Annotated in this window: 15 protein-coding genes and 4 pseudogenes; 11 read left to right on the forward strand and 8 right to left on the reverse strand. The window is 69.9% G+C overall.

Going from position 1 to position 17,929, the window contains the following annotated elements; genetic code table 11:
- The first annotated feature begins 16 nt into the window (after window positions 1-16).
- Entirely contained in the window at window positions 17-1,630 is a 1,614-nt protein-coding gene (locus ACZ7GJ_RS33420; protein ID WP_470757045.1) for a N,N-dimethylformamidase beta subunit family domain-containing protein, read from the forward strand.
- A 109-nt stretch (window positions 1,631-1,739) separates the two neighbouring features.
- Here ACZ7GJ_RS33420 and ACZ7GJ_RS33425 read toward each other — a convergent pair.
- Window positions 1,740-2,090, reverse strand: a pseudogene (locus ACZ7GJ_RS33425) (transposase); the annotation flags it as partial.
- A gap of 587 nt (window positions 2,091-2,677) precedes the next feature.
- Window positions 2,678-3,211: a TetR-like C-terminal domain-containing protein gene (locus ACZ7GJ_RS33430; RefSeq protein WP_470757089.1), complete on the reverse strand. Its 534-nt coding sequence runs from the start codon at window positions 3,209-3,211 to the stop codon at window positions 2,678-2,680.
- A 255-nt stretch (window positions 3,212-3,466) separates the two neighbouring features.
- Here ACZ7GJ_RS33430 and ACZ7GJ_RS33435 point away from each other — a divergent pair, with 255 nt between their 5' ends.
- Window positions 3,467-4,477: a zinc-binding dehydrogenase gene (locus ACZ7GJ_RS33435; RefSeq protein ID WP_470757047.1), complete on the forward strand. Its 1,011-nt coding sequence runs from the start codon at window positions 3,467-3,469 to the stop codon at window positions 4,475-4,477.
- A 557-nt stretch (window positions 4,478-5,034) separates the two neighbouring features.
- On the opposite strand, the gene ACZ7GJ_RS33440 is transcribed toward ACZ7GJ_RS33435, so the two are convergent.
- Window positions 5,035-5,616, reverse strand: a complete 582-nt coding sequence (locus tag ACZ7GJ_RS33440) for a TetR/AcrR family transcriptional regulator (protein ID WP_470757049.1) — start codon at window positions 5,614-5,616, stop codon at window positions 5,035-5,037.
- Between the two features lie 105 nt (window positions 5,617-5,721).
- On the opposite strand from ACZ7GJ_RS33440, the gene ACZ7GJ_RS33445 reads away from it, so the two are divergent.
- On the forward strand, window positions 5,722-6,705 hold the full coding sequence (locus ACZ7GJ_RS33445; RefSeq protein ID WP_470757051.1) for an aldo/keto reductase: 984 nt from the start codon (window positions 5,722-5,724) through the stop codon (window positions 6,703-6,705).
- Between the two features lie 248 nt (window positions 6,706-6,953).
- Here the strand turns inward: ACZ7GJ_RS33445 and ACZ7GJ_RS33450 are convergent.
- From ACZ7GJ_RS33450 to ACZ7GJ_RS33460, 3 genes and pseudogenes are all read right to left on the reverse strand, one after another.
- Window positions 6,954-7,165: pseudogene (locus tag ACZ7GJ_RS33450) on the reverse strand (YjbQ family protein); the annotation flags it as partial.
- A 74-nt stretch (window positions 7,166-7,239) separates the two neighbouring features.
- Window positions 7,240-10,569 (reverse strand): S8 family peptidase, encoded by a 3,330-nt coding sequence (locus ACZ7GJ_RS33455; protein WP_470757053.1) that lies wholly within the window; start codon window positions 10,567-10,569, stop codon window positions 7,240-7,242.
- A 403-nt stretch (window positions 10,570-10,972) separates the two neighbouring features.
- Window positions 10,973-11,503 carry an SMI1/KNR4 family protein gene (locus ACZ7GJ_RS33460; RefSeq protein ID WP_470757055.1) on the reverse strand — a complete coding sequence of 177 codons (531 nt, stop codon included), beginning with the start codon at window positions 11,501-11,503 and terminating at the stop codon, window positions 10,973-10,975.
- A gap of 280 nt (window positions 11,504-11,783) precedes the next feature.
- Here ACZ7GJ_RS33460 and ACZ7GJ_RS33465 point away from each other — a divergent pair, with 280 nt between their 5' ends.
- The 3 genes from ACZ7GJ_RS33465 (at window position 11,784) to ACZ7GJ_RS33475 (ending at window position 13,734) form a co-directional block, all read left to right on the forward strand.
- Window positions 11,784-12,272, forward strand: a complete 489-nt coding sequence (locus ACZ7GJ_RS33465) for a hypothetical protein (protein ID WP_470757057.1) — start codon at window positions 11,784-11,786, stop codon at window positions 12,270-12,272.
- A gap of 6 nt (window positions 12,273-12,278) precedes the next feature.
- On the forward strand, window positions 12,279-12,896 hold the full coding sequence (locus tag ACZ7GJ_RS33470) for a HEAT repeat domain-containing protein (RefSeq protein ID WP_470757059.1): 618 nt from the start codon (window positions 12,279-12,281) through the stop codon (window positions 12,894-12,896).
- 274 nt (window positions 12,897-13,170) lie between these two features.
- The gene (locus tag ACZ7GJ_RS33475) at window positions 13,171-13,734 is read left to right on the forward strand and encodes an RICIN domain-containing protein (protein ID WP_470757061.1); all 564 of its coding nucleotides are present in this window, start codon (window positions 13,171-13,173) and stop codon (window positions 13,732-13,734) included.
- 164 nt (window positions 13,735-13,898) lie between these two features.
- Here ACZ7GJ_RS33475 and ACZ7GJ_RS33480 read toward each other — a convergent pair whose 3' ends face one another.
- On the reverse strand, window positions 13,899-14,357 hold the full coding sequence (locus ACZ7GJ_RS33480; RefSeq protein WP_470757063.1) for an RICIN domain-containing protein: 459 nt from the start codon (window positions 14,355-14,357) through the stop codon (window positions 13,899-13,901).
- Between the two features lie 330 nt (window positions 14,358-14,687).
- Between ACZ7GJ_RS33480 and ACZ7GJ_RS33485 the strand changes: the two are divergent.
- The 3 genes and pseudogenes from ACZ7GJ_RS33485 to ACZ7GJ_RS33495 all read left to right on the forward strand — a co-directional run.
- A pseudogene (locus ACZ7GJ_RS33485) lies at window positions 14,688-14,813 on the forward strand (TetR family transcriptional regulator); the annotation flags it as partial.
- 91 nt (window positions 14,814-14,904) lie between these two features.
- Window positions 14,905-15,090, forward strand: a complete 186-nt coding sequence (locus tag ACZ7GJ_RS33490; protein ID WP_470757091.1) for a hypothetical protein — start codon at window positions 14,905-14,907, stop codon at window positions 15,088-15,090.
- Complete coding sequence (locus ACZ7GJ_RS33495) at window positions 15,087-15,506, forward strand: hypothetical protein (protein ID WP_470757065.1); 420 nt, start codon at window positions 15,087-15,089, stop codon at window positions 15,504-15,506. Before ACZ7GJ_RS33490 ends, ACZ7GJ_RS33495 begins: the two co-directional genes overlap by 4 nt.
- Window positions 15,507-15,524: 18 nt before the next feature.
- Here the strand turns inward: ACZ7GJ_RS33495 and ACZ7GJ_RS33500 are convergent, their stop codons facing one another.
- Window positions 15,525-16,169 carry a CatB-related O-acetyltransferase gene (locus tag ACZ7GJ_RS33500; RefSeq protein ID WP_470757067.1) on the reverse strand — a complete coding sequence of 215 codons (645 nt, stop codon included), beginning with the start codon at window positions 16,167-16,169 and terminating at the stop codon, window positions 15,525-15,527.
- Window positions 16,170-16,289: 120 nt separating this feature from the next.
- Between ACZ7GJ_RS33500 and ACZ7GJ_RS33505 the strand changes: the two are divergent.
- Both ACZ7GJ_RS33505 and ACZ7GJ_RS33510 read left to right on the forward strand, forming a co-directional pair.
- Window positions 16,290-17,029: pseudogene (locus ACZ7GJ_RS33505) on the forward strand (helix-turn-helix domain-containing protein); the annotation flags it as partial.
- Window positions 17,030-17,387: 358 nt separating this feature from the next.
- A complete protein-coding gene (locus ACZ7GJ_RS33510; protein ID WP_470757069.1) occupies window positions 17,388-17,828 on the forward strand; it encodes a helix-turn-helix domain-containing protein in 441 nt (146 codons plus the stop codon).
- The last annotated feature ends 101 nt before the right edge of the window (window positions 17,829-17,929 follow it).

Here is a 17,929-nt window from a genome sequence, read left to right on the forward strand (position 1 = left end):
CATTCGAGGTAATGCGATGGAACAGCAGGGAGTGCAGAGCAGTGCGGGCGAAGACCGGCAGGGGCCCGGGCGCCGGCGGGTGCTGGGGTTCGCGGCCGCCGCGCTCGCGTCATGGCCCACCACTATGACGACCGCAGGCGCCGAAGCCGCCACCACCGGCCCCGAGGCCGCTGCCGGCCGCGACCGGACGCCGAGCGGCCTCGACGTCGAGGCCGAGAACGCACTGCCCGGCTCTCCGGACTGGCGCATCACCCGGACCGGCCCGGCACACGCCGTCGAGGGGTTCGCCGACCAGGTCAGCGTCTGCCCCGGCGAACCGTTCGCACTACGGATTTCGACGACATCGGCGGCCTACACCATTTCCGCATACCGGATGGGCTGGTACGGCGGTGCCAGAGCCCGCCTGGTCTGGAAGTCGGACCCCCTGCCCGGCCTCCTCCAACCACCGGCCAGGACCGATCCCGCAACGCGGATGGCGTACACCGCCTGGGAGCCGACCGTACGCGTGGACACCTCAAGGTGGCCCGAAGGCTGCTACCTGCTACGGCTGGACACCCAGGACGGCAAAGCCCAGCGCTACGTCCCACTGACCGTCAGATCCGCCCAGGCTGCCGGCCGCACCGTCCTGGTCAACGCAGTGGCCACATGGCAGGCGTACAACCGATGGGGCGGCGCCGACCTCTACAAGGGCCCCACCGGCAAGAGCAGCTCACGATCCCTCCAGGTCACCTTCGACCGCCCCTACGCCACCCGGCAGGGCGCCGGCCAGTTCCTCGTCTTCGAGGCACCCCTGATCGCACTCGCCGAACGCCTGGCACTACCCCTGGCGTACACGACAGGCCCGGACGTGGCCCGCGACCCGCACATCCTGGACGGAGCGGCCGCCATGATCTCACCCGGCCACGACGAGTACTGGAGCCCCGAGCAACGGCGCCACGTGACCCGCGCACGCGACGCGGGAATGAACCTCGCCGTACTCGGCGCGAACTGCTGCTATCGAAGGATCCGCTACGCCCCCTCCCCGGCCGGCCCGGACCGCACCGTCGTCTGTTACAAGAACGACTACGCCCAGGACCCGGTCTTCCAGCAGGGCTCCCCACCGACGAACCGCTTCCGGCACGCACCTACCCCCGACCCGGAAAGCTCCCTGCTCGGCGTGATCTACGACGGTTACCCGGTCGACGCCCCCTATACCGTCACCCACCCCGACCACTGGCTCCTGTCAGGAACCGGAGCGCGGGCCGGCGACCACTTCCCCCACCTGGTGGGCGTCGAGTACGACCGGGTGAACCTCTCCTACCCGACGCCGCGGCCGCTCGAAGTCCTCGCGCACTCGCCAGTGGTGTGCAAGGGCCGGCCCTCGTACGCGGACACCGTCTACCTGTCACTTCCGGGAGGCGCCGCGGTCTTCGCCACGGGCACCATGCGCTGGGTCGAGGCCCTCGACGCCAACAGCCCCGGCGGCGACAAGGCCAACCACGGCCTGGACGCACGTGCGGGACACTTCACGCGCACCGTCACCGCCAACGTCCTACGAGCGTTCTCCCGGAGGCAAGCCGGGCGGACCAACCCCGCCCGGGACAACCTGGCCGCCCACTACCCGGCGCATAGCCGTCACAGCGGGCCTTGAGGGGTGTCCCGGTTTCGCGACGCCGTCGGAGCCCGGGACGGCAGCGCCTTGGTGGGCCGCTGCTCCTGGTGACCGGACAGTCCGCCGAGCAGCTGGCCGAGGGCGCGGCGTTGGTGGTGTCCGTGATCGTGGTGATCACGGGTGCGGGCCAGGTCTCCGGCTTGGTGAAGCGGAATTCCGGGCCGTGCTTGGGCGGACGGTCGTTGACGCCGTGCATTCCCAGTGGTTTCGGCAGCCGCATGACGCGGTCGGAGCGGACCCGGCCGACCAGCTCGACGGGCAGGTCGCGCAGGACCCAGGCCAGGCGGGTGACGTCGTAGCCGGCGTCGCCGACGATCTCGATATGGGGATCCCCGGTCTGCCATTGGCCTGCGGCGATGAGCCGCTCGACGATACCCCTCAACTGGGTGGCGGTGATCGCGGGCGCGTCGTCCACCGGTCCGAGCCGCACCGCGCGCAGGCGCGGGCCGAGGGCGGATTCACCAAGACCCATGAGGCGTTCTGGGCGGCGGCGAAGAAGAAGTGCGGGGACAGGGAGGGCACCCGACAGCTGATCGAGGTCCTGCTGCTGCACCGTCAGCTGCCCGCGCACGCAGTGATCGCCGGGATGGCCATCGTCGTCAGGATCGGCTCGATCAGCACCGATCTGGTCTCCATCGAGGCCCGCAAAGCGATCGAGGACACCGACGAGAGCGAACTCCACGCCCCCGACGACGCGGCTGATGGCGACGAGGACGACCCCAGAGGCCACCGACCAGGTGCCGGCCCGGTAGATGCCCCTGCCGGGCGATCCCGAGGACCAGCCTTCCGGGAACGGTTCGTGGAGCTGTCCACTGCCGCCGGTCGCGAGCAGGCCGAACGGCCCGGCCGGGAGCGCCGCTGGGCCGCGTATACCCCGGTGCGTGAACCGGACGTAGATCCGGTTCTGGCCGCCGGGCGACCGATGTCCACGGGGAAGGTCGCTCGACCGGTCGGCCGAGTGCCCACCGGCCCAGGCCGGCCGGCCCTGTCGGTCAACCGTGCACGCAAGGGCTGTGTGGAGTCTGCTCAGGTGCGGGAGCCGTCGAGGACGAGGTCGATCAGGCGCGGGACGAGGGTTTCTTCGAGGGGCTCTCCGGTGAGGAGGACTCTGGCGAGGAGGGGGCCGGTGATGGCTTCCACGACGAGGTGCGGGTCGGTGCCGACGGTCAGTTCGCCGCGGTCGATGCCGCGTTGCACGAGGATTTCGGCGCGTTCGAGGCGGGCCTGCCAGTACGCGCGCCGTCCTTCCTCCAGGGCGCCTTCCTCACGGACCGTTCCCAGGAGCAGGAGCGCGGTGCCGGCGGGTGTGGCGAAGAACCGGGTCAGTGCCGTGAACAGGTCGCGCAGGTCTTCGCGGACCGTACCGGTGTCGGGTGCGGGCAGGGCCTGCTCGGTGTGTGTGGCGAGTGCGTCGAAGATCAGGTTCTCGCGGGTCTTCCAGCGCCGGTACACGGAGGTCTCGTGGACTCCGGCCGTACGTGCGACGGAGGCGACGGTGGTGGCGGCCAGCCCGTGAGAGGTGAGCAGGTCGACCGTGGCGGCCAGGACGGCCTGCCGCATCCGTTCCCCACGCCGCCTCAGCGGCGGCGCTTCCTGTCCACCCGGCACCACGTCGTCGCTCGTCACCCGATCAACACTATCGCAAGTTCTCTTGCGATACGAAGCGGGTGCCGTTACGTTGGAAAGCAAGTCGACTTGCGTTAGGTCGGTCGGTCCCTGAAGCAGACCGCCGGGCCCCGCCTCGCAAGCTCCCCAGGCATCGCCACGCCGCCCGTCCCGGCCCGCCATGCCCCACACCGGAATGGACCACCCGCAATGGAACTCATGCGTGCCGCGCGCCTGCACATCCCCTCGCGCACCCTGACGGTCGAAGAGATCCCCGTCCCCGCCCCCGGCCCCGGCCAGGTGTTGGTCAAGGTAGAGGCTGCGGGCGTCTGCCTGTCCGACGTACACCTCATCGACGGCATACTCACCCCCGCCCACCTACCCGGCGACACCGTCACCCTCGGACACGAGGTCGCCGGCACCATTGCCGAGTGCGGACCGGAGGTCACCGGCTGGACGCCGGGGCGGCGGGTCGTCCTGCAGGCGGGCGAGGTGCGCGACGGCCGGGTCCTGACACGAGGCGTCGATTACGACGGAGGCTGGGCCGCGTATGCGCTCGCCTCCGTCGAAACCCTCGTCGCCCTGCCCGAGGCGATCCCCTTCGAGGAGGGCGCGATCATCCCGGATGCCGTCTCCACCCCTTGGGGAGCGATCACTACGACCGCGGACATACGACCGGCCCAGGCCGTCGGAGTGTGGGGCATCGGCGGTCTCGGAGCCCATGCCGTCCAACTGCTGCGCGCCCTCGGCGCCTGCCCGATCGTCGCGGTGGACCCCGCCCCGCCCGCCCGCCGGCGCGCACTCGACCTCGGCGCCGACCTTGCGCTGGACCCGGCAGACCCCAGCCTGCGCGAACGCGTCCTGGCCGCCGCGGGCGGCCGCGCACTGGACGCCGCATTCGACTTCGCCGGAGTCGCCGCGGTACGGGAGCAAGCCCTGAGCGTGCTCGGGCCGAACGGACGCCTCGTCCTGGTCGGCCTGACCGACCAGCCGCTGACCGTCACTGACGGCACCCTCTTCAGCTACCTCCAGCACCGGATCCTCGGGCACTACGGATCCGCGCCGGACGCCGTGGCGCAGCTGCTAGCCCTGGCCGAAGGCGGCAGGCTGGACTTCTCCCGCTCCATCACCGACGTACTCCTGCTCGCCGACGCGGCCAAGGCGGTGGAGCGCCTGCGCACCAAGGAAGGCGACCCCATCCGCCTCATCCTGCGCCCCTGACCCCCGCCGGCCGGCGTGACGACTGCCTCGCCGCGGCCCGCCACATCGGCGACTACGAAGCCCGCCCAGACCGGCTCGCCCTGGCCGGGGACAGTGCCGGCCTACCTGGCCGCCGCCGTCGCCCTGGCCTTCCGCGACGAACACCGACCGCTGGCAGCCCAACTCCTCGCCCACCCCGCAACCGACTTCGACGGCGACTACCCCTCCCGTACCGAGAACGCCACCGGACACCTCCTTCCACGGAGCGGGCGCCGGAGCTTCGGGGGCTCGCCCGGTCAGCCCACCCCAGCTGACCTCACACCGGTCGCGGGACTCCGGGGCCGCCGGCACCCTGACGTTCGAGGAGCCTGCCGGGGAGGAGTCGAAGCCAGTGCTATGGCGCGGGAGAACGTCAACGGCAAGGGGGGCGTGATGCCCCCTTGCCCATGATCCGGACCCCGGCGAGCGTCACCGGCCTGACCCGCCTCGGGGCCAACTGCCCCACCGAAAATGCCGGTCAGGAGACCACGCATTGCGCCGGCCGGCCGCAAGTGCGCCGCCGTGCCGCAGCCCCGTACTTACGCCTCCGCCGGCCGGATCACTCGTCGTACTGACTCGATCACGGCCTCGCGGTGCCGGGCGAGCCGCTCCTTCGGCCAGGCGGCCTCCGGGACGCCGGCTGCCGGGCCGCCCACGGCGCCCGTCCAGGCCTGGGCCAGGCCCACGACCAGCGTGAGGAGGTCCGCCGGATCGAGTGCCGGGTCGATCAGCTGCGCCCGCTGCGCCCGTTCCACCGCGGCGATCTTCGCCCGGTAGGACTCCGCCTCGGCGTCGCCGCTGCCCGGCCGCTCCAGCTGCTTCCATTGCACCAGCCGCATCAGGTCCGGCCGGGCCACGAGGTGGTCGAAGACGGCACCTGCGTACCGGGGCAAGTCCTCGGCGTCGAAGGGCACCGACTCCGAACCCGTCTCCAGCGCACGCTGGAGGACGGCGTCGAAGAGCTGCTCCTTGTTGCCGTAGTACACGTAGATGAGCCGCTTGTTCGCCTGGGCTGCCTCCGCGATGCGGTCGACGCGAGCCCCGGCGATGCCGTACGCGGCGAATTCGGCGAACGCCGCGTCGAGCAGTCGTGCCTTCGTTGCGCTGGAATCCCGTGCCATGGTGGCCAGCCTAGCAAGTAACTATCTAGTTATTGACATCTTGGCGTCCGTGCCTCACGCTCAAACTATCCAGTTAGTTACATCCTCGCTCCTCAGGAGATCACCATGGAGATCCGCTCGCTCGGCACGCAGGGCCTGAAGGTCGGAGCCGAAGGCCTCGGCCTGATGGGCATGAGCGCCCACTACGGAGCCACCGACGAGGCCGAGTCCCTCGCCACCATCGACCGCGCACTCGAACTGGGCGTGACCCTGCTGGACACCGCAGAGGGCTACGGTCCCTTCATCAACGAACAGCTCCTCGGCAAGGCTCTCGCCGGCCGCCGCGACGCCGCAGTCGTCGCGACGAAGACGGGCGTCGAGTTCACCGACGAGGGGGACTTCCGGGGTCACAACGGCACCCCGGAGTACATCCGCCGCGCCGCGGACCGGTCGCTGCGCCACCTCGGCACCGATCACATCGATCTGTACTACCTCCACCGGGTCGACCCGAACGTCCCGATCGAGGAGAGCATCGGCGCCATGGCCGAGCTGGTGGCCGCCGGCAAGGTCGGCCACATCGGCATCAGCGAGGCATCCGCGGCCACGATCGCCCGCGCCCACGCGGTCCACCCGCTTGCCGCCGTGCAGACCGAGTACAGCCTCTTCGAGCGCGGCATCGAGCACGACGGCGTCCGGGACACGCTCCAGGAGCTCGGGATCGGCCTCGTGGCGTACTCGCCGCTCGGCCGCGGATTCCTCTCCGGCGCAGTGACCAGCCCGGACGACTTCGCCGCTGACGACTTCCGGCGCACTGACCCCCGTTTCCAGGGGGACAACTTCGCCCGCAACCTGGCCGTTGTCGAGCGGGTCCGCCACCTCGCCGACGAGAAGGGCGTCACACCGTCGCAGCTCGCGCTGGCCTGGACCCTGCGCATGGGTGCCGTACCGATCCCGGGGACCAAGCGCCGCCGCTACCTGGAGGAGAACGTCGCCGCGACCGCGGTCACCCTCACGGACGCCGACCTGGCCTCCATCGACGTCGTCGCGCCGCACGGCGTGGCTGCGGGAGACCGCTACGCCCCCGAGCTCATGAAGTCGCTGAACGGCTGACCTGGGACGTCCGGAGGCAGCCTCCTCTGCCCCAGGAGCACGTACTCATTCGACCGGCAGGCGCTCCGCCGAGTCCCACGAACATGCTCCATGCTCCAGGTGGTCTCGTGTGCGTCGGTTTCATCGCGAGGTGGGGAGGGGGCACGACCCCCGGCGCTGGCCAGGCTCGTCGGTTCCCGTCCCTGCTCAGTGACCCACGGACGCGGGCCCGGGCGTCGGCCGCCGCCCTCCTGGGAGCGACCTCGAAATCAGCCGGGGAAGGGCAGCCGTACGGTGCGCCGGAGGTCGTCCCCGTTGGTGTCCGCGAGCACGACTGACTGCCGGGTGCCCAGGGCGAGTTCACCGCCGACGACGGGCAAGCGGCGTGTGGCGGTACGAGCGAGGGGAGCACGTGGTCGCGGCCGTGGCCCGGGGAGCCGTGCCGGCGGCGCCAGCGGTCGTCGGCGGCACGGTGGTGGTGAGTGCCGGGCTGGCCACCTGCGGGCACGGCCCCGGAGGCGACCCGCCTCCAGGGCCGTGCCGCGCGTGTTCCGGTCAGTCGGTGAGGTAGGCGCGCAGGACGGTCACCTCGGACTTGTTGCCGGCCGTGTCGATCACCGTGCCTCGCAGCGAGACGTGGCCACCCGCCGGCGGGTTCTGCACGGTGACCGCGCCATCCTTGACCGGCAGGGTCTTCCAGGTGTAGCCGTCGTCGTAGGAGACGGCCACCGTCAAGGACTTCAGCCCCTTGCCCGCTGCCGGGCCCTGGACCGTGACCGGTACGGGGAGCGGGTGCCCCGCGTTGGACGTGCCCTCCATGCGGATCACGGGCGTGAACCGGACGACCGAGGCGGGGAGTTGCGCCGGTGCGCCGGCCTGGGTGGTGCCGGAGCGGAACCACCAGGTCGCCGTCACTTTCGACGAGGTACGGCTGACGGTCTCGGCCTGGGTGGATGTGGCCACCAGCTTGTACGAAGCCTCGCCGGACGGGACGGTGAAGGGCTTTGCGTCACGGAGTTCGGCGTCCTGGGTGCCGATGACGATCCCGTTGCGGTAGAGCACGGTCTTGCCCTTGGCGAGGAGGTTCGCGCCGTTGTGCCCGGCGCCGTCCGCGAGCAGCGGCAGCGTGCCCCACACCTGGTCGCCCTCCCGGTAGAGGCCGAGCCCGGCAGCGGAGTCCGCCTGTGGGCCGACGACGGCGGCGCCGAAGCGCTCCACGTGGGTGCGGCCGGCCTCGTAGGCGCGCTCATCGGCGTACGAGGTCTCCGGGAGCCAGTCGCCGTCCTCGGTCGCGCCGAACTGGGTCGCGGACAGCTCCCACCTGGCGCCGTCCAGTGCGGCCAGGTACATCCTCACTGTGGTCGGCACCGGCCGCCACGCGGACGACGAGCTCGCGGTGGCGGACCCCGGGAGCCGGCCGACGGCCCGTACCTCACCTTGCTTGTCGAAAGCCGAGGTGCCCTGCTCGACAAGGACGGTGGCCAGGTCGGGGGCCTTCACGTGCCGGGTATAGCCGGTGGCCAGGCGGCGGACCGGGCCGCCGAGCGCGGCGTGGTATTCGTCGCCTCCGTCCCGCCAATGCGTGTCCCACTGCTGGAACAGGCTGCTGCCGGCGGCCGGTTCGGGGCCCTGGCCGCGGGTGCGCAGGCGGTCGTAGGCGCTCAGCCACCAGCCGAAGCCGTACCTGGCGTCGCCCACCCGCAGCTCGTAGTTGGGGGTGACGAACTCCTGGGCGGCGGTGGCCGAGGGCACCGTGATGTCCACCGGCTTGGTGGTGCGCGCGTCGACCGTGACCGTGGTGTTGCGGGTGACGTCGAGGCGGGGCTGGGAGATCCAGTCGACGGCCGCCCCGGGCTCCTCCGGGTTGGACCAGATGCGGGAGTCGAGCACGTACCTGCCCTTGGGGACGCGGACGGTCTCGGAGGTGGAGTTCTCGTGGTTCGTGAAGCGCCTGCCGGCGGCCGGCCCGCCCACGCCCTGGATGGCGCTGTAGTAGCTGGTGGCGTGCTTGCCGTCGCGGCCGGTGTGGCGGACGGTCAGCGAGTACGACTCGACCTCGCGCTCGGCGATGATCGCCGTACGAATGCTCTGTCCGGCTGCGGTAGCGACCGTGTACCCGGTGTACCTGCCGTTGACGGAGCCGCCGAGCCGGGTGTTCAGGGTGAGGTCGACCGAGGCGGTGGAGCCGGCGGGAACGATGAGGCTGGGCTCGGCGAAGGCGAGGAAGCCGGCCGGGGCGGGCTTGCCGTCCGGGCCGGTGGCGGTGACGGACAGGTTCAGGGTGACCGGGGCGGTGCCCAGGTTGCGGTAGGTGACCTTACGGGTTTCGGGGGCGTCGTCCCCGTGCGGCCACTGCCCGCCGGTGAAGATCATCGAGAGGGGTTCGGGGACCACCGACTGGCCGAGCGCCGTGCGGATCGAGATCCGGCCGTTGCCCTGCTGGAAGGCGCTGTAGGGGCCGGGCTCTGCGGAGCCGGTGAGGATGCCCTTGAGCTGGGCGCCGGTCAACTCCGGGTGCTGCTGTTTGAGCAGGGCGGCGGCGCCCGCCGCGTGCGGGGTGGCCATCGAGGTGCCGGAGATGGTGAGGTAGCCGTCCGGGTCCTGGCCGACCCGGCGTTCGAGGACGCTGCCGGGGGCGGCGGCCGCGGTGATGTCCACGCCCGGGGCGGTGACGTCGGGCTTGATGGCGCCGTCGCCGGCCCGTGGGCCGGTGCCGGAGAAGTCGGCGAGGACGTCGGCGTCGGTGACGGCGCCGACGGTGAGGGCGGCGTCCGCGCTGCCGGGGGAGTCGATGCTGCCGGGTCCGGACCGCCCGTCGTTCCCGGCGGCGATGGTGAAGAGCACACCCTTGTCGGCGGAGAGCTGGTTCACGGCGGCTTCGATCGGGTCGATCTCGGGCGAGTCGGGGGCGCCGAGGCTGAGGTTGACGACCTGGGCGCCCTGCGCGACGGCCCACTCGATACCGGCCAGGATGCCGGAGTCGTCGCCGTAGCCGCCGTCGCCGAGGACCTTGCCGTTGAGGAGCTTGGCGCCCGGAGCGACGCCCTTGAAGCTCCCGCCCGACTTGGCGCCCGTACCTGCGGCGATGGACGCGACGTGCGTGCCGTGGCCGTAGCGGTCCGCGGTACTGCCGGAGCCGGAGAAGTCCTCTGAGGCGACCACCTGACCGGCCAGGTCGGGGTGGGTGTCGTCGATTCCGGTGTCGAGGACGGCGATCTTCACGCCGGTGCCGTCGTAGCCCGCGGCCCAGGCCTTGTCGGCACCGATCTGCCGGGTGCTCTTGTCCAGGCGCGCGGTACGGATGCCGTCGAGCCAGACGGAGGCGATGCCGGAGGTGATGGCGCGTCGGGTGGTGCCCGCCTGCTGGTCGGTGAGGGCCTCCCAGAGGGTCGCCGCTTTCGCCGGGGTCGCGGTGACGGCCTGCGCGTTGAGCAGGCCGTACGTGCGGTCGACGCCCAAGCCGTCATCGGTACGCAGGGCGGACTGGGCGGCCGGGGCGGAGCCGTCGTAGCGGACGATCAGCTTCAGCCGGTCGCCGCGGGCCTTGAGGTACTCGGGCCGGGTGAGCTCCGTGAGGTCGAAGAGCCGGGGGTCGAGCCGGCCGGAGTCGACGAGGCGCTGGGCATCGAGCGGGACGAAACTGCTGTGGCCCTGGTCCCGGCGGACCGAGACGGGAATCCTCTCGCGGCCCTTGGCCGGGGCGAAGCCGACCGGCCGCCCCTCGCCGTCCACGGTGACCCGGTCCCCGGTGATCAGGGTCAGCTGGGTGAACCCCTGTCGGGCGGGCTGCTGCCCCGGTCTGGCGTCGGATGGGCCGGATATGGGCGATGCCGCGACAGACGTCGTCAGGCCCGCAGTGAGTGCGATCGCGGCGACGGCCGCCAAGGCGACCGCCCCTGTCCGCCGATTGCGAGGTGTGCGCACGTCATTCCCCCTGAAAGGCAAGCGACTGCCCGCGGGAGGAACGCGACACCGCGGGGGCCGAAGTATCACCCGGAATCTGACGGTCACTCAATGACCGTTCCGCAACAGCTCAGCGGGGCCGAAGGCGAGGCGGCCGGCGATCGGCGAAAGAGCGGGCAACCCATCCCGGAACCGGCATGGCCGCAGTTGCGAACGACTCCCTCGCCACCCACCGGGACATGTGCGGGCGCGGGTCAGCTGGGCGGCAGCGGCAGCAGCGGCCAGCTCGCTCTTCGAGCGGCCCGCGTACCAATGGACGTAGATCTCGGTGATGTCGACCACGACGAACGTAAGCCGGCGAGCACGTTGTGGGCTGGCCGCAGGGTCAAGGGGTGGGGGTCTGGTGGTACTGGAGGGTGGGGCCGGGGCGGTAGCGGCCCAGGAAGGAAGGCCGGTGGGGGCCTTCGACGAGGCTGAGGAGGAACTCCGTGAGGGGGCCGGGAGCCTCGTGCCACTCGCCCTCGTCTGTCTCGACCACGAGGCGCCAGTCGGCCGGGTCGGGCTCTTCGGGTAGGAAGTAGTAGACAGTGCCGTCTTCTTCTCCGCCCCATTCGATGAGGCCGCCGGGCTGGGGGCGGAAGGGGAACGGGTAACGGTCAGGTTCGTCGAGGTGGGACTTACGTCCGTGCGCGGGCCAGAGCCGTTCCAGCTCGTCTGTCGTGCCGTTCACGGGCCGGTCCATGTAGAGGAACCCGTCGAAGGCGCCAGGCCCGTAGAGGTCGAGGAATGCCTTGTAGTCGGCGGGGAGCGGGACACCGAGGTGTTCCTCGGCGGCCTCCCACAGGCACGGTCGTGCCCAGCCCCAGCAGGCCGGCTCGCCGAGCAACTGCTTCATTCTTTCCAACGCGGCTGTCATCTGTTCTCCGGGTCGACTATGTGGGCAACCCTCGCATGCGGGTACGACAGTGCGAGCCGGCGCGTGCGCTGGAACTCTGCGCCGGAGGGTTCACGGGCACGAGGTCACGCGCGGGCTGCCGTATTTTTGTGGCAGGGCGGTGTGCCCGGCTGCGATGGCGGTTTTGCGGTCGCGGAGCGGGTCGGGGAGGGGTACTGATGAGTGATGCTCTCGCGGGATCGATGCCATCGACTGGGCGGAGCTGAAGCACGCCTACGGGACCGCCGAGGACGTGCCTGGCATGCTTCGGGATCTGTACCGGCCGGAGAAAGCCGCTGACGCCAGCGATGACCTGCTCACGTATGTCTACCACCAGGGTGGCGCGATCTACTCCTCGGCCCCGGCTGCCCTTGTGTACGTACTCAAGGCGGCGGCCGATCCGGCCATCGCTCCGACCGTCCGCTGCGAGCTCCTCGAGCTCGTCGGGGCTTTGGCCTACACGGCGAACACCGCGGAGCCCCGCTTCGTCCCCCAGGCCTGGCCCGCCTCCTGGGACCTGGCGGTGACGGCCCTGCTGCCACTGCTCTACGACCCGGCGACCCCGAACCGCATCGCCGTCGCCGACGCCCTCGCCGAAGCCCGCCACCGAGCCGACGAAGCGATCGCGGCGCTCCGGGCGCGGTGGACCGGAGAGCCAGAACAGGAGTCGCGGGCCCAGCTCATCGATGCGGTCGGCTCACTGATCCCTCACGCCGACGCACAGCGCGACGACGCCCTCACCTGGCTATGACAGCTGATGCACGATGCGGAGCCCGCCACCCGCCTCTTCGCCGTGCAGGCCCTGCGCCGCGCGCTGCCAGGGCAGGACGACAGCACGTACGCGCAGACGGTGTCCGAGGTGTTGTTCGGCGGCAGTGAACCGGCCACCTGGAAGCCGGGCGGCGGCGTATCAACGTCGACGGTCATCTGGGCGATCGGCCTGCTGGGAGAAGACCGGGCGAACCGGGTTGACGCGATCCGGAGACTGCTGACACATCCAGACCCCTCCGTACGCGCGGGCGCGCTACGGGCCGCCGCCGACATGCTCAGCCGCCGGCGCCCCGCCGTACCCGAGCTGCTCCCGGCTGTGGCCCGCGTGCTGTCCGACGCCGAGCCCGACAACCGGCTCTTCGCAGCCCGGGTCCTCGGCATGTGTGGGCATGCCGCCCGCCCCTGGGCGGATGCGCTGGCGGCCATGGTGACGGACGAGGGCGAGCCGTACCTGCGTACAAGCCGCCGACCACGGGCCGCACCTGCCCGAGGGTCGAGGCGGTCGCGGCACTGCCTTTGGTTGGCGGTCCACTCCCAGGTTCGGTGCCCACTGCCACCGCGGAGATTGACGCAGAAAATAGCGAGCGGAGATCGGCCGACGTGACTATGGCTGATTGTCTGAACATGGAAAAGTGCGGCCAATCCCCAATAGATCTCCGCGCGTTGGACCAGCCACAGGGCGCGCAGGAGACTCCTTGGGAGGGCCATGGTTGCCCTCTAGTGCCGGTGATTGTTGTCACCGTGAATTCGTTTGACAAGCGTCAAGATCAAAGACATCTTTCTTCTGCATCTCACTCTGATACTTGATTCTTCGCCCTGGGGCCGATTGCCCCTAGTTCACGGTCAATCCATGGCCGCCTACGGAAGGACCCTGCCTGATGCTCTCGCGCGCCCGCCAACTGACCCTGCCAGCGCTGCTCCTCGCCACGCTTGGTTGGTTCACCTACCCCGCCTCGGCCTCGGCTACCGTCCCGGCAGAGACACGGGTCGCGGCCCAGGATGGGGAGGATCAGATCCTCTCCGACAGCGTCTTGCTCAGGAACGTCACCAGCAACCGGTGTCTCTACGTGCCTTGGCAGACGCCCGACAACGGTGCCGTCGCCAAGCAAATCGACTGCGAGCCCGGCTATAACGATCAGCGGTGGACCATTCTGCCAGCGGTTGACGGCTACTACTCGATCCGCAACGTCCATAACGGGCGATGCCTCTACGTGCCTTGGCAAACACCTGGCAATGGTGCCGTCGTCAAGCAGGTCAACTGCGACGACAAGTACGCCGACCAGCTCTGGAAGATCGAAAGTACCTCCAACGGCAACCGCCAGCTCCGCAATGTCAATAGCAACCGCTGCATGTGGGTGCCTTGGCAGACACCCGAAAACAACGCCGTCGTCAAGCAGATCGACTGCAATTCCAAGTATGCCGACCAGCAGTGGGCGATCTGACCCTCCGGCGCTGCGAGAGGCGGGATCCCACGTCAAACTCGCCTGCGGAGCAGGATAAGCCAAACAGCTGAAGCCGGGCCCTTCATGGGCTCGGCTTCGCTATTCCCCACGAACCATTCGGCAGTGGGTACTTCACACTAGCGTGGCGGCGGCCCTGAGTGCTTCTAGTTGAAGGTCCAGTCCTGGCCGCGCACGTTGGCGTACTGCCACTGCTGAACCCGGGCGCCGTTGGCTCCGCTGGAGTTCTCCACTTCAAGGTACTTGCCAGTTCCCTGATTCCGGATGGAGTTGCCGTCTATGAACCAGAGCTGGTGCTTCAACCCGCGGGTGCAGGTCCACTGCTGTACGGGGGCGCCGTTGTGCGTCCAGCCGTTTTCGACCTCAAGGCACTTGCCGCTCTTCTCGTTGACGATCCACCACTCGGTGGGTGCGCCGCCCTGAAAGAGCCTCCACTTGGCCCCGCCCTGGCCGACACACGCCCACTGCTGTGCCTTCGCCCCATTGGCCGTGCTGGAGTTCTCAATCTCCAGACAACTCTTGGACCCGTTGATGATGAGATCTGTTGCTGCCAGGGGCGTGTCTGCAGGGTCGGCGTGGCCGACCCCCGTTGCTGCCAGCATCATGGCCGCAGCCGATGCTCCTACAGCAAGAAATCTTGAGGACGTCCTCAATTTCATTTCCCCCGAGCTTCTTAAGGATGATTGAACCTTGATCATCTTACCCAACACTCACACGGGCCTCCGAGGTGGTGGGGTCTGTCCGAACGTGGCGCGTTCCGGTTGCGGTTGTGCCTGTACCCCCAGGGCTCACCTACGCCGTCGTTGGCGGTCGCCAGGAGTTCTTCGGCCCGCCCGTCAGCTATCCGGCGGCCTGAAGAGGCGCCGTCGGCTCCGGTTCGGAAGGGCAGGACATGCTCTTGTTTACCTTACGGGTCGACCCGTAAGGTAAATGTCATGAGCTCCTCTCTGCCCTCCAGGGGGCGTCCCAGGGATCCCCGATCGCACCAGGCGATCATCGGCGCGACAGCGGAGCTGGTGGTCGAGGTCGGATACGCCGCGACATCGCTCGGGGCGGTGGCCGCGCGGGCCGGTGTCGGTAAAGACACGATCTACCGGCGGTGGCCGGGCAAGCCGGAGTTGGGCTTCGAGGCCGTCTTCACGACCACCGATCATGCTCCGCCCCCGGACACCGGCCGTGCTACGCGGGGAGATCACGGCCGAAACGCCCGTGGAGCTGGTCCTGGACACGCTTGCAGGAGCCGTGTTCTTCCACATCGGTCTGGTCGGGGAACACCCTGACCCGCAGCTGGCCGCACCGCTGGCCGCTGTCGTGGCCAAAGGAATCGAGGTCCGATGAACGGCTGGCTTCTCGCGGCAGGGATCGCCGCGCTCGGCGTGGCCGCAGTACACATCGTCGGCGGGCACCGCGATGCGGTCCGCCCGCTGCTGTCCTGCGGTCTCGCGGAGGAACCCAAGCGTGTCCTGCACGCCGTCTGGCACATGGTGAGCGCAGACCTGGTGCTCTCCGGACTCACGCTGCTTTACCTCTCCCTGGCGGACGGTACGCCGGGTACCGGGCTGGTCTCTACCCGCTCGATCCGTAACCCGGCCAGCTGCGGAAGCAGTTCCTCGATGGCGACAACACACGCCACCAGCCTGGCAGCGACGCCCCTGCCCCGGGGACCGATCACCAAGACGATCAACACCTACGAAAATCTTGGAAGAGCCAAGGAACTGACACTCCCCAGGCACGTTCGCCCCGACCCGGGGTGATGTTCGTGCGGGGTCGGTTCAGGTCCGGGGTGCGATCTCTTCGAGGTCGTTGATGGTGCCGGACATGATGGCCCGGATGTGTTCGGTGAGGTGTTCTGCGGGCCAGTCCCACCAGGACAGGGCGAGCAGGCGGGCGAGTTCGTCGTCGTTGTAGCGGGTGCGGATGACTTTGGCCGGGTTGCCGCCGACGATGCTGTAGTCGGGGACGTCGTCCACGACTACAGCGCCGGAGGCGATGATCGCGCCGTGCCCGATGCGGACTCCGGGCATCACCATGGTGTTGTAGCCGAACCAGACGTCGTTGCCGACGATCGTGTCTCCCCGGCCGGGCAGGCAGGTGAGCAGGTCGAAGTGCTCGGCCCAGGATCCTCCCATGATGGGGAAGGGGAAGGTGGAGGGTCCATCCATGCGGTGGTTGGCTCCGTTCATGATGAACCGCACCCCGGTGCCCAGCGCGCAGAACTTCCCGATGACCAGTCTCTCCGGCCCGTAGTGGTAGAGGACGTTGCGGGTCTCGAACGCGGTCGGATCGTCGGGGTCGTCGTAGTAGGAATACTCCCCGACCTCGATCAGCGGCGAAGTCACCAGCGGTTTGAGCAGGACCACACGCGGCTGGTCGGGAAACGGGTGGAGCACCGTCGGGTCCGCGGGAAGGTGATTCATGGCGGTCGCTTTCGGTCGGCAGCTGGCGAATGTTCCTATTCTGCGCAAGTCGTGCGGCTGTTCTCATAGTGAGCTGCACGGTTCCCTCTCCGGGGTCATAGAGGGAGCATTCTGTGGGCGGTGACCAAGCGGGTGCGGGTGCAGGAGATCGATGGTGACGAGGGGCAGGGACTGCTGCGGATCATCCGCAGGGGCACGGGGTCGGTGGTGACCTGGCGGCGGGCCCCGATGGTGCTCCTGTCCGCCCAGGGAATGCCGGTGGCGAAGGTCGCCGAGGTGACGTTCACCAGCGCGGACCGGGTCCGCGACGTGATCCACAACTTCAACGCCGACGGCTTCGCCTCGCTCTACCCCAAGTACAGGGGCGGCCGGCCCTGGACGTTCACCCTCCCGGAACGCCGGGAGATGAAGAAGACCGCGAAGTCCAAGCCGGCCGAGCAGGGCCTGCCGTTCTCGACCTGGAGCCTGGCCAAACTGGCCGACTTCCTGGTTGCCGAGGGGGTGGTCGACGACATCAGCCACGAGGGCCTGCGCATCCTGCTCCGCGAGGAAGGCGGCTCCTTGCAGCGCCTGAAGACCTGGAAGACCTCCCGCGATCCCGACTACGCGACCAAGAAGGCCCGAGTCGAGCGCCTTTACGCGATCGCCGACGGGGAGCTCATACCCGAGGAAGACGAACCCGACGTCGTCTCCTGCCTGGATGGTTCAGGCCGCTCAACCTGATGCCCCACCCGGGCCGGCAGTGGGCCGAGCGCGGCGGCAAGCACAAGGACCCCGACCGCGAACCGCGCCGCAGACGGCGGGCGACCTGCAACCGCTACGACGGAGTACGGCATTTGTTCGCAGCCCTCGACCTGGCCAGCTCCTGCGCAAGGCCGGCTGCGCCGCCGAGGCACTGGCCATCCACCGGCGCAGCGAAGCCCGTAGCCTGGCCGGCCTCCGGGGCAAGCCGCACCAGGTGATCGGTGTCTACCTCGCGTCGAGCCGGCAGCACTTCGGCAACGACCCGGCTGCGCTGGGACGGTGGGAGGAAGCGGTTGCACACCCCGGCCCCGTAGGGCGGCGCAGACGACGTCGCACCACGAACGGGGTAACGACCGACCGGCATTGCGGACGCTCTGGCGTCCGGACCCGCGTCGCCCCAGGCACTGGCGCGGCTTCACCCAGGGCAGAAGTCCACTCCCTTCCCCCCGCGCCCCGGATCCTTAGGGTGAGGGGGTGAGCACCCATGCGCCGAACGAGTCCCGCGTCATCTCCCTGCGCTCGCAGGCCCCGTCGCCTGGTTCCGGCCGGGCGGCCGGCGCCCCGCGGCGGCCCGTGGGGGGTCCCCAGCCACGCGCGCCGAGGGAGCCCCTGTGGCGTGACCTCGTCGGCGACGTGCTGCGGCGCGAGCGGCTCGCTCAGGAACGCACGCTGAAGGACGTCTCGGAGGCGGCCCGGATCTCGATGCCGTACCTGTCGGAGGTGGAGCGCGGACGCAAGGAGGCATCCTCCGAAGTGCTCGCGGCCGCCGCCCAGGCCCTCGGGCTCGGCCTCGCCGACCTGCTCCTGCTCGCCGGTGACGAGCTGGCCCGGCACGCCCGGAGCCGGGTGGTCCGGGGCCGCACGTCACCCACGTCCCCCACGGCGCAGTACGACGGCTTCTGCCTCGCCGCCTGACCGGACCGGACCGGGACCGGGCCGACGGCCGGTGGGGGGGGGGGGGGCCCGCCGCACCAGCCAGCTCCGCGGCCCCCGGCCCCGACCACGCGGGATTCGAA

This window comes from Streptomyces sp. NPDC037242, from assembly GCF_055604165.1.